16 protein-coding genes are annotated in these 16,950 nt (G+C 45.2%); all 16 read right to left on the bottom strand.

What is annotated here, in order from left to right:
• Positions 1-8: 8 nt before the first annotated feature.
• A complete protein-coding gene (locus tag AB1I50_RS00705) occupies positions 9-755 on the bottom strand; it encodes a YlmH family RNA-binding protein (protein ID WP_407724305.1) in 747 nt (248 codons plus the stop codon).
• Complete coding sequence (locus tag AB1I50_RS00700; protein WP_407724304.1) at positions 742-1,206, bottom strand: cell division protein SepF; 465 nt, start codon at positions 1,204-1,206, stop codon at positions 742-744. Before AB1I50_RS00700 ends, AB1I50_RS00705 begins: the two co-directional genes overlap by 14 nt.
• Before the next feature lie 15 nt (positions 1,207-1,221).
• A complete protein-coding gene (locus AB1I50_RS00695; RefSeq protein ID WP_407724303.1) occupies positions 1,222-1,935 on the bottom strand; it encodes a YggS family pyridoxal phosphate-dependent enzyme in 714 nt (237 codons plus the stop codon).
• A complete protein-coding gene (locus AB1I50_RS00690; protein ID WP_407724302.1) occupies positions 1,913-3,193 on the bottom strand; it encodes a biotin/lipoyl attachment domain-containing protein in 1,281 nt (426 codons plus the stop codon). The genes AB1I50_RS00695 and AB1I50_RS00690 overlap by 23 nt, the downstream gene beginning before the upstream one ends.
• The gene (miaA, locus tag AB1I50_RS00685) at positions 3,186-4,136 is read right to left on the bottom strand and encodes a tRNA (adenosine(37)-N6)-dimethylallyltransferase MiaA (RefSeq protein WP_407724301.1); all 951 of its coding nucleotides are present in this window, start codon (positions 4,134-4,136) and stop codon (positions 3,186-3,188) included. The genes AB1I50_RS00690 and miaA overlap by 8 nt, the downstream gene beginning before the upstream one ends.
• A 4-nt stretch (positions 4,137-4,140) precedes the next feature.
• Positions 4,141-6,171: a DNA mismatch repair endonuclease MutL gene (gene mutL / locus AB1I50_RS00680; protein ID WP_407724300.1), complete on the bottom strand. Its 2,031-nt coding sequence runs from the start codon at positions 6,169-6,171 to the stop codon at positions 4,141-4,143.
• Between the two features lie 15 nt (positions 6,172-6,186).
• Complete coding sequence (gene mutS / locus AB1I50_RS00675) at positions 6,187-8,775, bottom strand: DNA mismatch repair protein MutS (protein WP_407724299.1); 2,589 nt, start codon at positions 8,773-8,775, stop codon at positions 6,187-6,189.
• Between the two features lie 37 nt (positions 8,776-8,812).
• The gene (locus AB1I50_RS00670) at positions 8,813-9,217 is read right to left on the bottom strand and encodes a YlbF/YmcA family competence regulator (protein ID WP_407724298.1); all 405 of its coding nucleotides are present in this window, start codon (positions 9,215-9,217) and stop codon (positions 8,813-8,815) included.
• Between the two features lie 23 nt (positions 9,218-9,240).
• On the bottom strand, positions 9,241-10,653 hold the full coding sequence (miaB, locus tag AB1I50_RS00665; RefSeq protein WP_407724297.1) for a tRNA (N6-isopentenyl adenosine(37)-C2)-methylthiotransferase MiaB: 1,413 nt from the start codon (positions 10,651-10,653) through the stop codon (positions 9,241-9,243).
• 109 nt (positions 10,654-10,762) lie between these two features.
• Positions 10,763-11,419, bottom strand: a complete 657-nt coding sequence (locus AB1I50_RS00660) for a sporulation protein YunB (RefSeq protein ID WP_407724296.1) — start codon at positions 11,417-11,419, stop codon at positions 10,763-10,765.
• Positions 11,420-11,468: 49 nt separating this feature from the next.
• Positions 11,469-11,975: a CD1247 N-terminal domain-containing protein gene (locus AB1I50_RS00655; protein ID WP_407724295.1), complete on the bottom strand. Its 507-nt coding sequence runs from the start codon at positions 11,973-11,975 to the stop codon at positions 11,469-11,471.
• 12 nt (positions 11,976-11,987) lie between these two features.
• Positions 11,988-12,545: an elongation factor P gene (efp, locus tag AB1I50_RS00650; RefSeq protein WP_407724294.1), complete on the bottom strand. Its 558-nt coding sequence runs from the start codon at positions 12,543-12,545 to the stop codon at positions 11,988-11,990.
• A 97-nt stretch (positions 12,546-12,642) separates the two neighbouring features.
• Positions 12,643-13,716 carry an aminopeptidase P family protein gene (locus tag AB1I50_RS00645; RefSeq protein WP_407724293.1) on the bottom strand — a complete coding sequence of 358 codons (1,074 nt, stop codon included), beginning with the start codon at positions 13,714-13,716 and terminating at the stop codon, positions 12,643-12,645.
• Positions 13,703-14,146, bottom strand: coding sequence for a type II 3-dehydroquinate dehydratase (aroQ, locus tag AB1I50_RS00640; RefSeq protein WP_407724292.1), 444 nt, complete (start codon positions 14,144-14,146; stop codon positions 13,703-13,705). The genes AB1I50_RS00645 and aroQ overlap by 14 nt, the downstream gene beginning before the upstream one ends.
• A 63-nt stretch (positions 14,147-14,209) precedes the next feature.
• Positions 14,210-14,386, bottom strand: coding sequence for a 30S ribosomal protein S21 (gene rpsU / locus AB1I50_RS00635; RefSeq protein WP_015523801.1), 177 nt, complete (start codon positions 14,384-14,386; stop codon positions 14,210-14,212).
• Between the two features lie 129 nt (positions 14,387-14,515).
• Complete coding sequence (gene leuS / locus AB1I50_RS00630; protein WP_407724291.1) at positions 14,516-16,927, bottom strand: leucine--tRNA ligase; 2,412 nt, start codon at positions 16,925-16,927, stop codon at positions 14,516-14,518.
• Positions 16,928-16,950: the final 23 nt, after the last annotated feature.

The raw sequence follows: 16,950 nt of genomic DNA, 5'->3' as shown, positions 1-16,950 counted from the left end.
TCCTCTCCTTATCTGTAATGAATAATTGATATTCTTATCCGATGTTTTTTGGTCTCACCCAGTACACCGTTAATTTTGAATTTACCCTTTCCCCTGATTGTCAGAGTGTCGCCTTCATTCACGGTTTTGCTGATATTTGTACACTCAATAAAATTCAGGGTAACACTGCCCGATAAAATCACGCTTTTTGTCTTTTCGCGCGAGAGCCCGGAAACAGCCGCAACAATATTGTCAAGCCGTGCGGATGACACGATAACGGACTTTTCCTCTACTCCTCTGCCCTTCGGCAAAGAGTTCAAGTCGGCGTCACCGACCTTTACTCCTGCTCTGCCGATTTTCGAAATCTGCGATTTTATATACTCGGCAATCTCACTTTTTACAAAAACGACGCACCTGCCGTCCTCTACCAATATATCCCCGACTGTCTCGCGCTCAATTCCGAGCGACATCAACGCCCCTAAAAAGTCGCGGTGAGTCAGCTTGTCCGCAGGACGGAAGCTAAACTGAACCGCCGCAATAGGAAATTCAGGATTATCTTCATAAAAATCCAGACAGAGAACCTTGCGTTCGCTTTGCTCGTATCCGCCGAAAAAGCTGTAGCTGTTAAATCCGACAGATTTAAGATATCTCTCTGCCTGAGCCTGCTCCGCCTCGCTTAAAAACGAAAAGAAATATGGCTTTTGCCGTTTTTGGCATAAAAAGACCGCGTCATCGAGCTTGGATATAAAAAGCTTGTCTTTATCAGAAGTATACACCGCTGTTTTCAAGCTCGTCAAGTAAATCGTCGCCTGTCAAATCAACGTTGCTGGGAATAATAATATATGTGTTGGAGGCAACTCTTTTGATTTTACCGTTGTTTGCGTAAGCAACACCGCTGAGGAAGTCGAGAATTCTTCTCGCCATATCCTTGTTGGTGTCCTCAAGGTTAAGAACTACGGTGTGAGTTTTAGTAAGCTCGTCAGCGATAGCTCTTGTTTCCTCACCAAAGCGCTCGGGCTTAAAGATACCAACCTGAAGCTTTGCGGTAGCGTTAATATTTACAACCTTGTTTCTGGAAGAACCGGTTGATGTCTGTCTCGGTCTCTCCCTAACAGGTTCCTCTTCTTCGTAATCGTCTCCGTCGTCGGCGTAGCCGTACTCGTCGTACTCGTACTCGTCGTCGGGAGCGTCCCACATACGTTTAAACTTGTTAACAATTCCTGCCATTTACTTTTCCTCCTGTTATGTGTAGTTTCTTGCTCCGAAAAGCGAAGAACCAACTCTTACCATATTTGCGCCTTCGAGTATTGCCTCGTAGTAGTCGGCTGACATACCCATCGACAATATACTCATATTTATATTATCTAATTTTTTTTGCGATATGTCAATAAATAACTTGTGCATATTATTAAAATATTTTTGAATTTTTCGTGTATTATCACAAATCGGGGGTATTGTCATCAGTCCTCTGACCGAAATTGACTCCAATTCAGCGATTTGGCAAAGCAATTCTTCGAGCTGTTCCTCAAACACGCCTGACTTGTTTTCTTCCCTGCCGATATTGACTTCTACCAATATATCGGTTGTGATATTCCTTTTCTTCGATTCCTTAGAAATTTCCTTTGCAAGCTTTAGGCTGTCTACCGACTGAATCAAATCAACCTTGCCGGCGATCTGCCTAACCTTGTTTGTCTGAAGATGTCCGATAAACTGCAAAGAGCAATTCTCAAGGTTATAATCCTCATACTTTGAGAGCAGCTCCTGTACCCTGTTCTCACCGATATGGTCAAGTCCGAGCGATATCGCGTGGTTAATCGTAGCGGCGTCAACGGTTTTTGTAGCGGCGAGGAAGGTAATGTCCTCACGCTTTTTGCCGATTTTCTGAGCCGCCTCCGCGATCCTCTCGTTAATTACCTTGTAGTTATATTCAACGTCAGCTAATGACCTTGCCGTCATACAAGTCATCTCCTTTTATAATAACTTTATCGTAGAGCGAGATTGTCTCGCCGTTAAACAAAATACCTTCCTCGGGCTGAGTGTCGCAGATTACATAATCGTCGTCAGAATAGAGGATTGAGATTTGCTTGAACTGAACCTCGCTTCCGTAGAGCACATAAACGCCCTGAACCTTCTTTTGCTCCTTGTGAGAATTGTCGTTCTCGTCATAAGTGGTCTTTGTAACGTAATCGTCGTGAATAGCGCGTTTGCTCACGCGAAGTCCCGTAAATGTTCCGAGTCCGATTTCGATAGGCTCTTGCCTTGCCTGCAAAAGACCGTTGTTCATATAGTCGCACTGTAAAATTACAAGCGCTTTACCGTCGGAGTTCTGGGTAATCTTATAAATCTCGGCAGGAATAGCCTCGGTGCTCGCCTCGGTCAAAAGCACCGTAACGGCGCTGTCCCAGATTGTAAGGTTCTGCGCATCGTCGTGACTGACCTCGCAGGCTACATACCATTTAACGTTGCTGACAACCTTTCCTGCGGTGTTGTCAGGAACATCCGACTGCTTGATGTTTCTCAGTCCGTCCAAAGTCAGGTTGTCAATATCGGAATATTTTACGGCGTTTTCATATCCGTCGCAGTACTCCGAGAAATATCCTGCCTTCGGGCTTTCAATAGAACCTGTGCTCTTTCCTGCGGACGACCTGAGCGTTTCTATTTCAGCGGAGAGGTCGTTGATTTCCGCGTTAAAGTTTTTAAGGTTGCCTGTGTAGAGCAGTCTTTGGTTGATTGAAGCGAGCAGATTATCCGAGTCCGACTTTACGCCCGTTATATTGTGCTTATTGGCGTCGTCAAGGTAAGTAATCAGCTTGCTCTTGATGTTGTTGTTTATTATATCAAGGCTCATTGTGCCTGAGATTGTATTCTTCTGTATGTATTCAAGCGAGTCCTTTTTTGCTTGAAGCTTGTCAGCCATAGACTGCGCAATAGCGTCCTTCTCATTGGAGTAGACCTTCGCGATTTCTCCCTTGATGTTCACGGTGTCTCCGCTTGAACAGGAGTAGGACAAAATTCCGTTTGTGTTGTTCGGAATAATATTTTCATCGCGGATAATAAATCCGTTTGAATAGATTTTATCTGTAACGGTTACCATAACGGCGTTCTCCGTTGGGTACATATCAAAGTTTGCGCTTATAAGCAGATATGCAACATATACCACCGCAAGCACGGTAAGCGCCGCAACCAGTATTCTTTTAAATAGCAGTTTATCCATAAGTCAATCCTTTGTCTGTAATTTGAACCGCCTGCTCAAAAAGCTGTTCAAGTGAATCTGCTTTGTCGGGATACAGCCAGTTAATTTCCTTGTCACGCTTAAACCACGTGATTTGTCGTTTGGCGTATCTTCGTGTTTCCTGTTTTAACTTTTCAATACATTCTTCCAAAGGGAGCTCTCCTTTTAAGTAAGGAAAAAGCTCCTTGTAGCCGATAGCTTTTACGGAAGTAAAGCTAAGCTCTGAGTTGAAAACACGCTTTGCTTCCAAAATAAGCCCTGCCTCAACCATAAGGTCAACGCGCTTGTTGATTCGGTCGTAAAGCTTTTGTCTGTCCTCAAAGTTAAGTCCGAGCTTGATAGCGCTGTACGGACTTTCTTCGTTTTTTGAATTCTTATTCTGTTCGGTGATGGTAATGCCTGTGGTTTTATAAAACTCAATCGCGCGGATAATGCGTTTAGGATTTTTTTCTGTTTCAAGACGTTCAGCCGATTCTCCGTCAAATTTTCTGAGCATATCGAGAAGATAATCAACACCTTCGGTATAATACAATTCCCGGAGTTTTTCGCTAAGCTCGGTATCGCGCTGACTTTCGTGAAAGCTGATGTTGTTGAGGAGAGAATCGACATATAAGCCTGTTCCCCCGACAATAACCGGAATTTTACCTCTTGAGGAAATATCCTCAATACACTTCTTCGCGTCGTCAACAAACATCGCTACCGAATACGTTTGATTAGGTTCGAGAAAATCCATCAGGTGATGCGGAATTCCCTGCATTTCCTCAACAGTGGGCTTTGCGGTAGCAATTTGCATACCCTTGTAAATTTGCATTGAATCCGCCGAGATTACCTCACCGCCGTACCTTTTTGCAAGCTCAACGCCGAGCCTTGTCTTGCCTGAGGCGGTAGGCCCTACAACCGTGATTAATTTAATTTTGTTGTTCAAATAATCACGCCCTGCCAAACTGATTTTCAATCTCGGATTTTTTCATGGTAACGCAAATCGGTCTGCCGTGCGGGCAGTATCTGATTTGCGGATTTTTTTCAAGCGTTTTAATAAGCTCAATGAGCTCGTCGGCGCTGTTCCTGTTGCCTGCCTTTACCGCGCTTCTGCAAGCGACATTTGCGTAAAACCAATCCATTTTCTCGGTGTAAATATCGGTCTTGCCCTGCGCGATATAACCTGCCATCTCGGTTATGCAGTCAGGTATTTCAGCCGCGTCGATATACTGCGGAGCGCTTCTGACAATCACAGTTGAATTGCCGAAGTCCTCAACGTCAAACGAACAGTCGGAGAACATTTGCAGATTATTAATCGCCGCGTCGTATTCGTTTTTGCCGAGGGTTACGGTGACAGGCTGCAAAAGAATTTGCGCGGAAGCGCCTGCCTTTTCCGCTTTGAGCTTTTCGTAAATAATTCTCTCGTGAGCGGCATGCTTGTCGATGAGAATCATCTCTTTTTTGTTTTTCTCGACGATTATATATGTGTCAAACAGTTCGCCAATGTACTTAATCTCATCCTCCTGCTCATCAAGCAGAGTGGGAATTGAATTGTGATTTTCGGTAACGGTCAGCTCACTGTTGTTTTCAATATCAAGCTTTTGCTGAACAAAGTCTATTTCGGGCTCTGCCTCAATTGTTTCTTCCTCGAAATCGGGGTCAATCAGCGGAATTTGCTGTTCTTCCCTCGCCTTTGCTTTGAATTCCTCAATCTTCTGCTCTTTGAGCTTTTCGTTTCTGACAGCCTGCTTTGAGTAAATCTCAAACGGATTGTCGTTGTCTGAAACTCTGAGATTGTCAATATCGGGCTTAATGTCGAGTTCTGAGATAATATCGCTTTTAGGCTGGGGCTGAACAGGCTTTTTCTCAGGTGTAATCTTAGCCTTTGCCTTTTCTTCCTTTTGAATGATATATCCGCCGCTTGTGAACGGATTGAATTTTTTAATATCGTTAAAAGCGGTGTTATTCTTAAAGGTCACCTGCTTTTTGTTGTCGTTTTTAAGGAGCGAGGACTTTACGCCGTGATAAACCGCGTCGAAAACAGGGCGTTCGTTAACAAAACGCACCTCAATTTTTGCAGGGTGAACGTTAACGTCGATCACCTCAAACGGAACGGTGATGTTTAACACGCAGGACGGAAACTTTCCGACCATAATCGAGCCCTTAAACGCTTCTTCAATCGCCGCCATAGCGGTTCTTGACTTAACGTAACGTCCGTTAATAAAGAAATTCTGCATATTGCGGTTTGGGCGCGAGTGAACAGGCTTTGAAACATAGCCTGAAATTTTTACGGAATTCAGCTCATAATCGACAGGGATTAAGCCGTTTGCAAATTCTCTGCCGAATACGGAATAGATTGCCGATAGCAGCTTGCCGTCACCGAAGGTCTTAAGCGACTGCTTGCCGTCGCGGATATATGTAAACGCGATTTCGGGATGTGAAAGCGCTGTTTTGTCAACTATATTCGAAACGCTGATACCCTCGGAGACGTCCTTTTTAAGGAACTTTGCCCTTGCAGGGATGTTGTAGAACAAATCACGGATAATAAACGTTGTTCCAACAGGACAGCCTGCGTCGTCGAGAGAAATTTCCTCGCCGCCTTCAATAATATAACTTGTTCCGACGTCCTCGCTTACGTTCCTCGTAATCAGCTGGAGCTTCGACACCGCGCTGATTGAAGCGAGAGCCTCTCCCCTGAATCCAAGGGTAGAAATATTGTTAAGGTCGTTTTCATACTTAACCTTACTTGTGGCGTGGCGGAGGAACGCGACCTTTACATCGTCACGCGCAATTCCGCAGCCGTCGTCAGTGACGCGCATAAAGGTAGTTCCGCCGTTTTTGATTTCAACGGTAATGTTCTTCGCGCCTGCGTCTATTGAATTTTCAATCAGCTCCTTGATTACGGAAGCAGGTCTTTCAACGACCTCGCCTGCCGCGATAAGCTCTGCAACGTGCTTGTCAAGAACATTAATAACTCCCAATGCTGTCACCTGCCTTTATATCATATTCTTAAGTTCATATAGTAAGTTCATCGCCTCAATCGGGGTTAAGGTGTTGAGGTCAACGTTTTTAATTTTATCAATAACCGGACTTTGCGCAACTCCCAAAATTGAGAGCTGTGCGTCCTCGTCGGGGTTTGACTTTTTAACAACGGTCTCTGCCCTGCCGCTTTCGAGCTCGGCTAAAATTTCCTTTGCCCTGCCGATAATCGTATTCGGCACACCTGCGAGCTTTGCAACCTCAATACCGTAGCTGTCGTCGGCTCCGCCGGGAACAATCCTGCGCAGGAAGGTGATGTCGTCACCGCGCTTTTTAACGGCAATGCTGTAGTTTTTAACGCCGTCGAGCAAATCTTCCATAACCGTGAGCTCGTGATAGTGAGTTGCGAACAAGGTCTTTGCTCCGAGTTTCTTTTTGTCGGCGCAGTATTCGAGCACAGCACGCGCTATGCTCATACCGTCAAAGGTCGAGGTACCTCTGCCGATTTCATCCAAGATAAGCAGACTTCTTGAAGTCGCGCTCTTGACGATATTCGCGACTTCGTTCATCTCCACCATAAAGGTTGACTGTCCCGAAGCCAAATCATCGGAAGCGCCTACCCTTGTAAAAATGCTGTCCACAATTCCGATTTGAGCGGATGAAGCAGGAACAAAGCTTCCGATTTGCGCCATCAAAACAATTAATGCAATCTGGCGCATATATGTAGACTTACCTGCCATATTCGGGCCGGTGATAATCGCCACGCGGTCGGATTTGTTGTCAAGGTTAACGTCGTTCGGAACAAACGAAGCGTTCTTAAGCAAAAGCTCAACAACAGGATGGCGCGAGTCCTTAATCTTAATCGCCGTCGATTGTGTAACATCGGGACGTACATAGCGGTTGTCGGAAGCGACATTCGCAAAGGAGTTAAGCACGTCCAAAGTCGCAATAGCCTTTGAGGTTCTCTGAATTCTCTCCAAGCTGTCGGCAACCTTCAGCCTGATTTCTTCAAAGAGCTTAAATTCAAGCGCTACCGAACGGTCCTTTGCCCCTAAAATTCTCGCCTCAACCTCTTTAAGGTCGGGGGTGATGTAACGCTCGCAGTTTGTAAGAGTTTGTTTACGGATGTATGTATCGGGAACCATATTTTTATAGGAATTAGTAACCTCAATATAGTAGCCGAAAACTCTGTTATATCCAACCCTTAGCTTGGGAATTCCCGTAAGCTCCTTTTGCTCGGTTTCAATCTGAGCAAGGATATCCTTTGAGTTATTCATATCATTGTTGATAACGTCAAGGTCGGAGTTATAGCCCTGTTTAATCATTCCGCCTTCCCTGATTGTAAAGGGCGGCTGTTCGACAATGGCGCTGTCGATAAGCGAGTGAATATCCTCGAGCAGGTCAATATTTTTATAAATCATCCTCAAATGCGATGCCTTGCACTCGCTTAAAAAGGATGAAATTTGCGGTAAATCCTTTACGGCTGAGCAGAGAGAACGCAAATCCCTCGCATTCGCAGAGCCGTAGACAATCTTTGTCATAAGTCTGTCGATGTCGAAAATGCCGGATAAATTCTCGGTTAGCTCCAAACGGGGAACCGTATTGTTGACAAGCTCCTCAACAGCGCTCTGACGGTTGTTGATTGTCGAAATATTCATCAACGGATGTTCAAGCCAAGAGCGGATAAGTCTCTTGCCCATCGCCGTCTTTGTCTTGTCGATTACCCAAAGCAGCGAACCGCGTTTTTCTTTGCTGAGCATAGTTTGAGTAAGCTCCAAATTGCGCTGGGTGTTGTAATCGAGCTTCATATACTGCGATTCGGAATAGGTGTCAATCTGATTAATGCGCTCAAGACCGTTCATCTGGGTTTCTTTGAGGTAATTAATCAAAGCGCCTACCGCGCAGATAACGTCGGGCTTGTCCTTAATTTTATCAAACTCATTACCGAAATGATTTGAAGCGGTCTTTGAGCAAAGAGTAAATCCGAACTTTTCGTCCTCGAGCAGTTCAACGCCTGCGGAAAGCTTTTGTTTAATAAAGCCCGGGAGTTGTTTAATCTCGATAATCTTTCCGCCGAGCAGAATTTCCTTGGGAGAATAGCTTGAAAGCTGATTTATCAGTTTATTGTAGCTATCCTTACCGCTTATTTCGGTAGCGTTTAATTCTCCTGTAGAAATATCGCAAAAGCATACGCCGATAGTCTTATCCGAAGAATACAGACAGCAGATATAGTTATTCTTGCCTTCCTCGAGCATACTCTGCTCCATAACCGTACCGGGGGTGATTACGCGGATAACGTCGCGCTTAACAAGTCCCTTGGCGGCTTTTGGATCCTCGGTCTGCTCGCAGATTGCAACCTTGTAGCCGCGTGATACAAGCTTTGCGATATAGCCCTCGCAGCTGTGGAACGGAACTCCGCACATCGGAGCGCGTTCCTCCTGACCGCAGTCCCTACCTGTAAGTGTAAGCTCAAGCTCACGTGAAGCAGTCAAGGCGTCGTCGTAAAACATCTCGTAAAAATCACCGAGACGGTAAAACAAAATACAATCCTTGTTGGCTTCTTTAATTTCAAAATACTGCTGCATCATCGGGGATAACTGAGCCATTAGCCTACACTCCTTTCAAAAATTTCCAGTGAATTAATCAGCCGCAGCCGCCGCAGGTTGAGCAGCTGCCTGTGCAGTTCTCATCGTAATCGGCAGTCTCGGGATCTCCGCCCTCTGAGCTCTGAGAAATAATAGCGTTAACGCGATTGATTACCTTATCAAACTCGCCCTTAGCCTCGTTATATGCAATCATATGCTCGTTGGACATAATCTGTGAGTAAACCTCGCGCATATCTGTGTTGAGCTTGTTGAGCTTGTCCTGATCTCTGTCCTTTTTCTGAGCTTCCTCGTTAATAGAAAGTCTTACGATATTAAACTGACCGATAAGGTTCTGAAGCTCTGCGTCAGCGTCGGCTTCGCTCTGAACCTTGTGCAGCTTAATGTAAGCCTCCTCCTGCTGAATTGCTTTTCCTAATTCTCTTGCAAGTGCTATTGTGTCCATAAATATACCTCCGTGTTTTAATTCTAAACAAGCTCGCCCTTTAATATCCAGTTTCGGGCGCTTGTGATTTTTGCATTTTGGAATGTGCCTATCAAATCTTTATCGCCGTTAAGCTCTACAATTATATTGCCGCTTGTACGGGCGTTTAATTCACCTGTTTTTTCTTTTACGCTCTCAATGAGCACCTTTTCGGTCTTGCCGACCATAGAGGAACAGCGCTTGGCGGCGATTTCCTCCTGAACGTCAAGCAGCTCTTGGAACCACTTGGATTTTTCCTCGGCAGAGATTGGATCGTCCATTTTCTCGGCAGGAGTTCCCGCTCTGGGAGAGAAAATAAAAGTAAATAAAGACGTAAACTCAACCTCGCGAATAAGCGATAAAGTCTCCTTAAAGTCCTCGTATGTTTCTCCCGGGAAGCCGACAATTATATCGCTTGTGAGCGAAACGTTCTCGATTTTCTCCTTGGCGTATGAGATAATATCAAGATACTTTTTGCGGTCGTAGTGGCGGTTCATCGCCTTTAATATCCTGTCCGAACCGCTTTGGAACGGCAAATGCAGGTGCTTAGAAATATGCTTCGACTGAGCAATAGCATCAATCAGCTCTTTTGAACAGTCCTTTGGATGGGATGTCATAAACCTCAACCAGTAATCGCCGTCGATGCTGTCAATCTCCGAGATGAGCTGAGCAAAGCTGACGGGGTTTTCAAGCGTTTTGCCGTAGGAATTTACGTTTTGACCGAGCAGGGTAATATCCTTGTAGCCGCTTAAAATCATATCGCGCGCTTCGGAAACGATAACATCCTTTTCTCGGCTTCTTTCTCTTCCCCTTACATACGGAACAACGCAGTATGTACAGAAGTTGTTACAGCCGTACATAATCGGGAGCCAGCCCTTGAAGTTACCGTCACGGTGGGTCGGAATTCCCTCGTAAATCTTTTTATCATCGTTGCCGCGCTCAAAAACACGCTTGCCGTTTACGAGCGAGCTGTACATAAGCTCGGGAAAATGGTGAAGCGAGTGAGTGCCGAACACTAGCCCTACAAACGGAAAGCTCTTGTAAATTCGGTTTGCAACATGCTCCTGCTCCATCATACAGCCGCAAAGAGCTATTAAAATCTGCGGATGTCTGCGCTTGATATTCTTTAGCGCTCCGACGTTGCCGAAAACTCTGTCCTCGGCATGCTCCCTGACAGCGCAGGTGTTGAAAAGAATAAAGTCGGCATTTTCGGGTTCTTCCGTAAAATCAAAGCCCGATTTGCTGAGCATACCCTTAATCTTCTCGCTGTCGGCGACATTTTGCTGACAACCGTATGTGCGGACGAACGCGAGCGGTTTTTCGCCGCGCTTGCGAATCTCCATAATTTCGGAGATAAGCTTCATATATTCAATTTGTTTTTCAGACAGTTTATCGGACTTAACAGTGTTAACAGCCAAATAAACGCCTCCTAACCCATTTTATCTATTATCCAAAGTATTATATCACAGATTGGAAGGCATTTCAATAACTTATCACCGTTTTATCACAATATTTTGAAAAAATGTATTAATACACCAACCGATTACCACCATATGTTGTGGGAATCTCCCCTACGATTACCGACTGAGCAAGCTCGTAATCCGTGTCGAAGGTCATTTCACCGCTGTGGTCGACAGAAGCTGTCACAATATGCGAGGAAATTATTAGGCGTATGTGGTGAATTGTCTGGTTGATTCCGGCGCTTTCAAATGTACTCTCGATCCTGGAATTGAAGTTTCCCGTCAGGCAAAAGGTCAATGGAATTTGAGGACCGAGGTTTGACAATAAGGTCAATCCCGTAAACGCGCCGAGCGGTATTTCCATTTTTGAGTGCTTTATTTTCGCGACCTCATCCTGAGCGGACTTTGTAACAGCCGCCTTGAAAATATTGATATTCTTTGAGTTAGTCTCGATTGATTTCACACTGCCGTCACCTGAGTATTTTACAACGGCAAAATCACCGTAATCATAATCAAGCTCATTTAGAGTATTCTGCACTGCGTCGGACAGCGCGTCGGTCGTAATCTGACCTGCAAAGTTCACTATGTAATCCTGAGAAAAATCCGACGCCTTTCCCTCAAACGCACGAACAGCAAAAACAATAAGCATAGCCGCCGCGATTATCACGCAGTACAGTCTTAGTACCGCAAGCCCCGAACGGCGTTTTGTCCGTCTGTAAAGCAAAAAATCACCCCTCGTACATAATACACGAGAGGTGATGTTAAGTGATATTTTATTTTTTTTCAGCCTCTTTATCGGCGTCGTCAGCCTTTTCTTCAGCCTTGTCATCAATCTTTTCATCACAGCCCGAGCAACCCTCGCAGCTCTGATTACATTCGTCTGCTTCGTCATCAAAAAGACCGGAAAAATCAAACTCCAAAAGCTCGCCGCAGTTGGGACACTCAATCTCGCCCTCAAGCAGAACGTCCTCTGAAACATTGATTTTCTCTCCGCAAGCACCGCAGGTTACCTCGTAAAAAGGATTATCCTCGTCGTCATACTCGTCATACTCAACGTCGTCATCGTACAGCTCAGACTCAACCTCGGACAAATCCTCGTCAATCTCGTCAACCTGGTCGGCAAGCTCATCATAGAGCTCCTCCATATCGGTAAGGTCGTAAGCAATATCGTCAAGCAAATCGACAATAGCGTTAATTACCTTAACCTCGGGCTTGCTTTGATCAAGCGCAAGACCTTCTGCAAGGCCTTTGATATAAGCTATTTTTTCAGTAATTGTCATATTAAAAACCTCTTATGCTCTGCCCATGTACTCGCCGGTTCTGGTATCAATCTGGATAACCTCGCCCTCGTCGATGAAGAGCGGAACCTTGATCTCGGCACCAGTCTCGAGTGTAGCGGGCTTAGTGGCGTTTGTAGCTGTGTCGCCCTTAAAGCCGGGATCGGTCTTAGTAACCTCGAGCTCTACAAAGTTGGGCGGCTCTACGCCGAAAACATTGCCCTTGTAGGAGAGAATTTTGCAAACCATATTCTCCTTAACGAACTTAAAGCTGTCACCGAGAACGCTCTTGTTAATCGGAATCTGCTCCCAGGTCTCGGTGTCCATAAAGTAATAAAGGTCGCCGTCGTTGTAGCTGTACTCCATATCCTTTCTCTCGATGAAAGCTGTGGGATATTTATCGTTGGGGTTAAAGGTCTTTTCAACTACCGCACCTGTAATAACGTTTCTGATTTTTGTTCTTACAAACGCAGCGCCTTTACCGGGTTTTACGTGCTGGAATTCGATTATGGAAACAACCTGTCCATCCATTTCGAATGTTACGCCGTTTCTGAAATCACCTGCTGAAATCATTCTAATTACCTCCTGATATTTCTTTTACAGAAATATAACTATTCCGTAAAATTACTTCATCTTATTATACTAAATTTTAACTGAAAATGCAAGTACTTTAAACAATTATAAGCTCTTTGGGCAAAGAAACAAAGTTTTTGCATCCTTCATCAGTCACGCAGAGCATATCTTCAATCCTTACGCCGAACTCATTCGGCAGGTAAATTCCGGGTTCATCGGTGATTACCATACCGCTTTTTAAGGTTATTTCTCCCCTTGGCGATACTGTAGGCGCTTCGTGAATATCAAGCCCTACTCCGTGACCTGTTGCGTGACCGAAAAACTTACCGTAACCGTGTTCCGAGATAATATCTCTCGCGGTTTTGTCAACCTCGCTGCATTTTACACCGGGTTTAATCTTTTCAAGCGCGGCAAGCTGAGCCTTTAATACGATATTATAAATCTCAGTCATCTTGTCCGTAGCGTACTTTACTGCGACGGTTCGGGTGGTGTCGCTGTGATAGCCCTCATATACCGCGCCGAAGTCAAAGATAAAGAAGTCGCCTTCCTTAACAATACCGTCAGACGGCACGCCGTGCGGAAGCGAGGTCTTTTTACCGGTGATTGTAATTAAGTCAAACGACTTGCACTCAGCACCGTAAATGTTCATCAAATATTCAAGCCGTGCGGAAATTTCCTTTTCGGTAACTCCGGGCTTAACGTAGTTTAATACTTCAAGGTACGCCTTTTCGGCAATATTTTGAGCCTTTTGTATTTTTTCTATCTCCGAGCTGTCCTTGATTATTCGTATGTCGGCAATATGCTTGCACAGCTTTTGGTCTGCAAAGCAGTCGATATTATGCTGAGCTAGGAACTTTTTGAAAAACTCAAAGCGAGAAACCGTAATACTGTCGGCTTCAAAGGTTACGCTGTTTATCCCCTCTTTAGTGAGAATGTCAAGCAAATCCTGCGACAGCTTGCTGTACATAACAACCTTACAGCCGCTTGACTTTTTCTCAGCCGCCTCGGCGTAACGGAAATCGACAATAAGGTAACTGTTTTCGCCTGTTACAAGCAAATAACCCTCGCTGTGGAAAAATCCCGAAAAGTAGCCGATATTAACTTCATTTGTAATAAGCAGGGCTTCATCTTTATTTTTTATAAAGCCCTTTAGTTTATCAAGCCTTGTCACGTGTAAGCTCCTTTAACGCATCAATTGCCAAAAAGTAGCTGAGCTTTCCGAAGCCAGCAATCTGTCCAATGCAGACAGGGGCAATTACCGACTTGTGCCTGAACTCCTCACGCGCGTGGATATTCGACATATGCACCTCAACATAAGGGATATTTACGCAGGCAATAGCGTCGCGCAGAGCGTAGCTGTAGTGAGTAAGCGCTCCTGCGTTAATTGCTGCGCCGTCATATTCTCCCAAGGTTGAATGGATTTTGTCAATCAAATCGCCCTCGTGGTTTGACTGGAACACATCACAGTCAAAGCCCTTGTCCTTTGCATACTCCTTGATTTGAGCTTCAATGCTCTCGGCTGTCTCGGCGCCGTAAACGCCCTTTTCACGAATGCCTACCATATTGAGGTTAGGACCGAGCATAACAATAATTTTTTTCATAATATACACCCCTGATATTTAAGCAAAATCAAAAGCGGACAGCATACACTGTCCGCATATTGGTTACCTGTATTTGCGTTTGCGAGCTGCTTCAGATTTTTTCTTACGCTTTACAGAGGGCTTTTCATAAGCTTCTCTCTTGCGAACCTCAGCAATAACGCCAGCTCTGGCACACTGCTTTTTGAATCTTCTCAAAGCGCTTTCAAGAGATTCATTCTCTTTTAATCTAATTTCTGCCATCTATCTTCCCTCCCATCTGCCATATGGCATGGGTACTTTGCATAATTTGCATTAGCTATTATACAATATGTTGCTAAAAAAGTCAATAGAAATGTAGAATTTTAGAAAAATTTTTGATATTAAATCATTTTATGGCTTTACAACAATATTTACGAGCTTTTTGGGAACGACAATTTCTTTAATAATGTTCATTCCGTCGGTAGCCGCCTGAACCTTTTCGTCAGCCTTAGCGAATGTGAGCAACTCGTCCTTTGAAGCGTCAACGGGCACATTGAGCTTTGCCTTGATTTTGCCGTTAACCTGAACTACAATCTCAACGGTATCGTCCACGCACTTGCTCTCGTCATACTCAGGCCACTTTGCTTCCGCAAGGATTCCGTCGCCTAACTTGCAAGCTTCGTAAACTTCCTCGGTAACGTGAGGCGCAAACGGATTGAGCAGGATTGAGAAAATTCTCAGCTCCTCTTTGTTGATTGACTTAATGTTTGAAATATCGTTGATAAGCGCCATAAGAGCGGCGATTGCGGTGTTGAACTTGATATTCTCGATATCCTCGCCGACCTTCTTGATTGTCTTGTGGAACGCACTTTCAAGCTCGGGACGGATTTTGTCGCCGTCGATGAGGTTGTTCTGTAAGTTCCAGTAACGCTCAACAAATCTGCGGCAGCCGCGGATGCTAGCCTGACTCCACGGAGCGGCCTTTTCAAAGTCACCGATGAACATCTCGTAAAGGCGCATTGTGTCGGCGCCGTACTCGTTAACAATGTCGTCGGGATTTACAACGTTACCCCTTGACTTACTCATTTTTTCGCCGTTCTCACCGAGAATCATTCCGTGAGAAGTACGCTTTGCATACGGCTCCTTTGTGGGAACAACGCCGATGTCATAGAGGAACTTGTGCCAGAAACGGCTGTAAAGCAGGTGAAGCGTTGTGTGCTCCATTCCGCCGTTGTACCAGTCTACGGGCGACCAGTAATTAAGCGCCTCTTTTGAAGCTAAAGCTTCACTGTTGTGGGGATCCATATATCTCAGGAAATACCACGATGAACCTGCCCACTGAGGCATGGTGTCGGTCTCTCTGTGAGCAGTGCCGCCGCACTTGGGACACTTTGTGGTAATCCAGTCTGTCATCTTAGCAAGCGGAGACTCGCCGTTGTCGGTAGGCTCGTAGGACTCTACCATAGGCAGCTTAAGCGGAAGCTCGTTCTCGTCAATCGGAACATATCCGCACTTGTCGCAGTGAACAATCGGGATAGGCTCGCCCCAGTAACGCTGACGTGAGAATACCCAGTCGCGTAGCTTATAGTTTACTTTAGAGTGACCTTTTCCGTCTTTGGTAAGCCAGTCAATAATCTTAACCTTAGCCTCGTCAACAGTAAGACCGTCGAGCATACCTGAGTTCACCATAATACCGGTTGCGCAATCGGTGAACGCTTCTTCCTGTACGTTGCCGCCCTTTACAACCTCGATAATCGGGAGATTGAACTTCTTTGCAAACTCCCAGTCACGTGTATCGTGAGCAGGTACAGCCATAATAGCGCCTGTACCGTAAGAAACGAGAACATAGTCCGAAATAAAAATCGGAATTTCGGTATTGTTAACAGGGTTAATCGCCCTAACACCGTCGAGCAGAACGCCTGTTTTATCCTTGGCAACCTCTGTACGCTCAAAGTCGGACTTACGTGCCGCAGCCTCCTGATAAGCGCGGATTTCGTCCATATTGCCGAGCTTGTCCGCCCACTTTTCAATAAGCGGATGCTCAGGAGAAATTACCATATATGTAGCACCGTAAAGCGTGTCGGCTCTGGTGGTATAGATTGTCAGAGTATCGCCTGTGGTTGTGGTAAAATCAACCTCTGCGCCTGTGCTTCTGCCAATCCAGTTTCTCTGCTGAGCCTTAACTCTGTCGGGATAATCAACCAAATCAAGGTCGTTAATAAGTCTGTCGGCATACTCGGTGATTTTGAGCATCCACTGAGATTTAACTCTGTGTACAACCTCGCTGCCGCAGCGCTCGCACACGCCGTTGACAACTTCCTCGTTAGCGAGAACGCACTTACACGAGGTACACCAGTTAACGTTCATTTCCTTCTTATAGGCAAGTCCGTGCTTAAAGAGCTGAATAAAAATCCACTGAGTCCACTTGTAGTAGTCGGGATCTGTTGTGTTGACCTCTCTGCTCCAGTCAAAGGAAATACCCAAGGACTGAATCTGCTTTTTGAAACGCGCGATATTGTTCTTTGTTACAATCTCGGGGTGAATGTGATTTTTTATAGCGTAGTTTTCAGTGGGCAGACCGAACGCATCCCATCCGATAGGATAAAGAACGTTGTAGCCCTGAAGTCTGCGCTTTCTCGCTACGGTATCAAGCGCTGTGTAAGGACGCGGATGTCCTACGTGTAGTCCCTGTCCCGAAGGATAAGGGAACTCGATTAAAGCGTAAAACTTTTCTTTATCGCTTTTTTCATCAGCGTGGAAAACGCCCTTTTCTTCCCAAATTTTCTGCCATTTAGGTTCGACCGATTTGTGATTATATTTCAATTTAATCCCTCCAAGAGAATGAT

The organism is Ruminococcus sp. NATIVEDY161, from assembly GCF_045819895.1.
GTDB lineage: Bacteria > Bacillota > Clostridia > Oscillospirales > Acutalibacteraceae > Ruminococcoides.
This window is presented reverse-complemented; position numbering and strand designations above follow the sequence as displayed.

Bases quoted from the DNA above. Each gene is read 5' to 3' on its own strand.
- AB1I50_RS00700 (WP_407724304.1), bottom strand. From the start codon at position 1,206: ATGGCAGGAATTGTTAACAAGTTTAAACGTATGTGGGACGCTCCCGAC.
- AB1I50_RS00695 (WP_407724303.1), bottom strand. From the start codon at position 1,935: ATGACGGCAAGGTCATTAGCTGACGTTGAATATAACTACAAGGTAATT.
- AB1I50_RS00690 (WP_407724302.1), bottom strand. From the start codon at position 3,193: ATGGATAAACTGCTATTTAAAAGAATACTGGTTGCGGCGCTTACCGTG.
- mutS (WP_407724299.1), bottom strand. From the start codon at position 8,775: ATGGCTCAGTTATCCCCGATGATGCAGCAGTATTTTGAAATTAAAGAA.
- AB1I50_RS00670 (WP_407724298.1), bottom strand. From the start codon at position 9,217: ATGGACACAATAGCACTTGCAAGAGAATTAGGAAAAGCAATTCAGCAG.
- AB1I50_RS00655 (WP_407724295.1), bottom strand. From the start codon at position 11,975: ATGACAATTACTGAAAAAATAGCTTATATCAAAGGCCTTGCAGAAGGT.
- efp (WP_407724294.1), bottom strand. From the start codon at position 12,545: ATGATTTCAGCAGGTGATTTCAGAAACGGCGTAACATTCGAAATGGAT.
- aroQ (WP_407724292.1), bottom strand. From the start codon at position 14,146: ATGAAAAAAATTATTGTTATGCTCGGTCCTAACCTCAATATGGTAGGC.
- rpsU (WP_015523801.1), bottom strand. From the start codon at position 14,386: ATGGCAGAAATTAGATTAAAAGAGAATGAATCTCTTGAAAGCGCTTTG.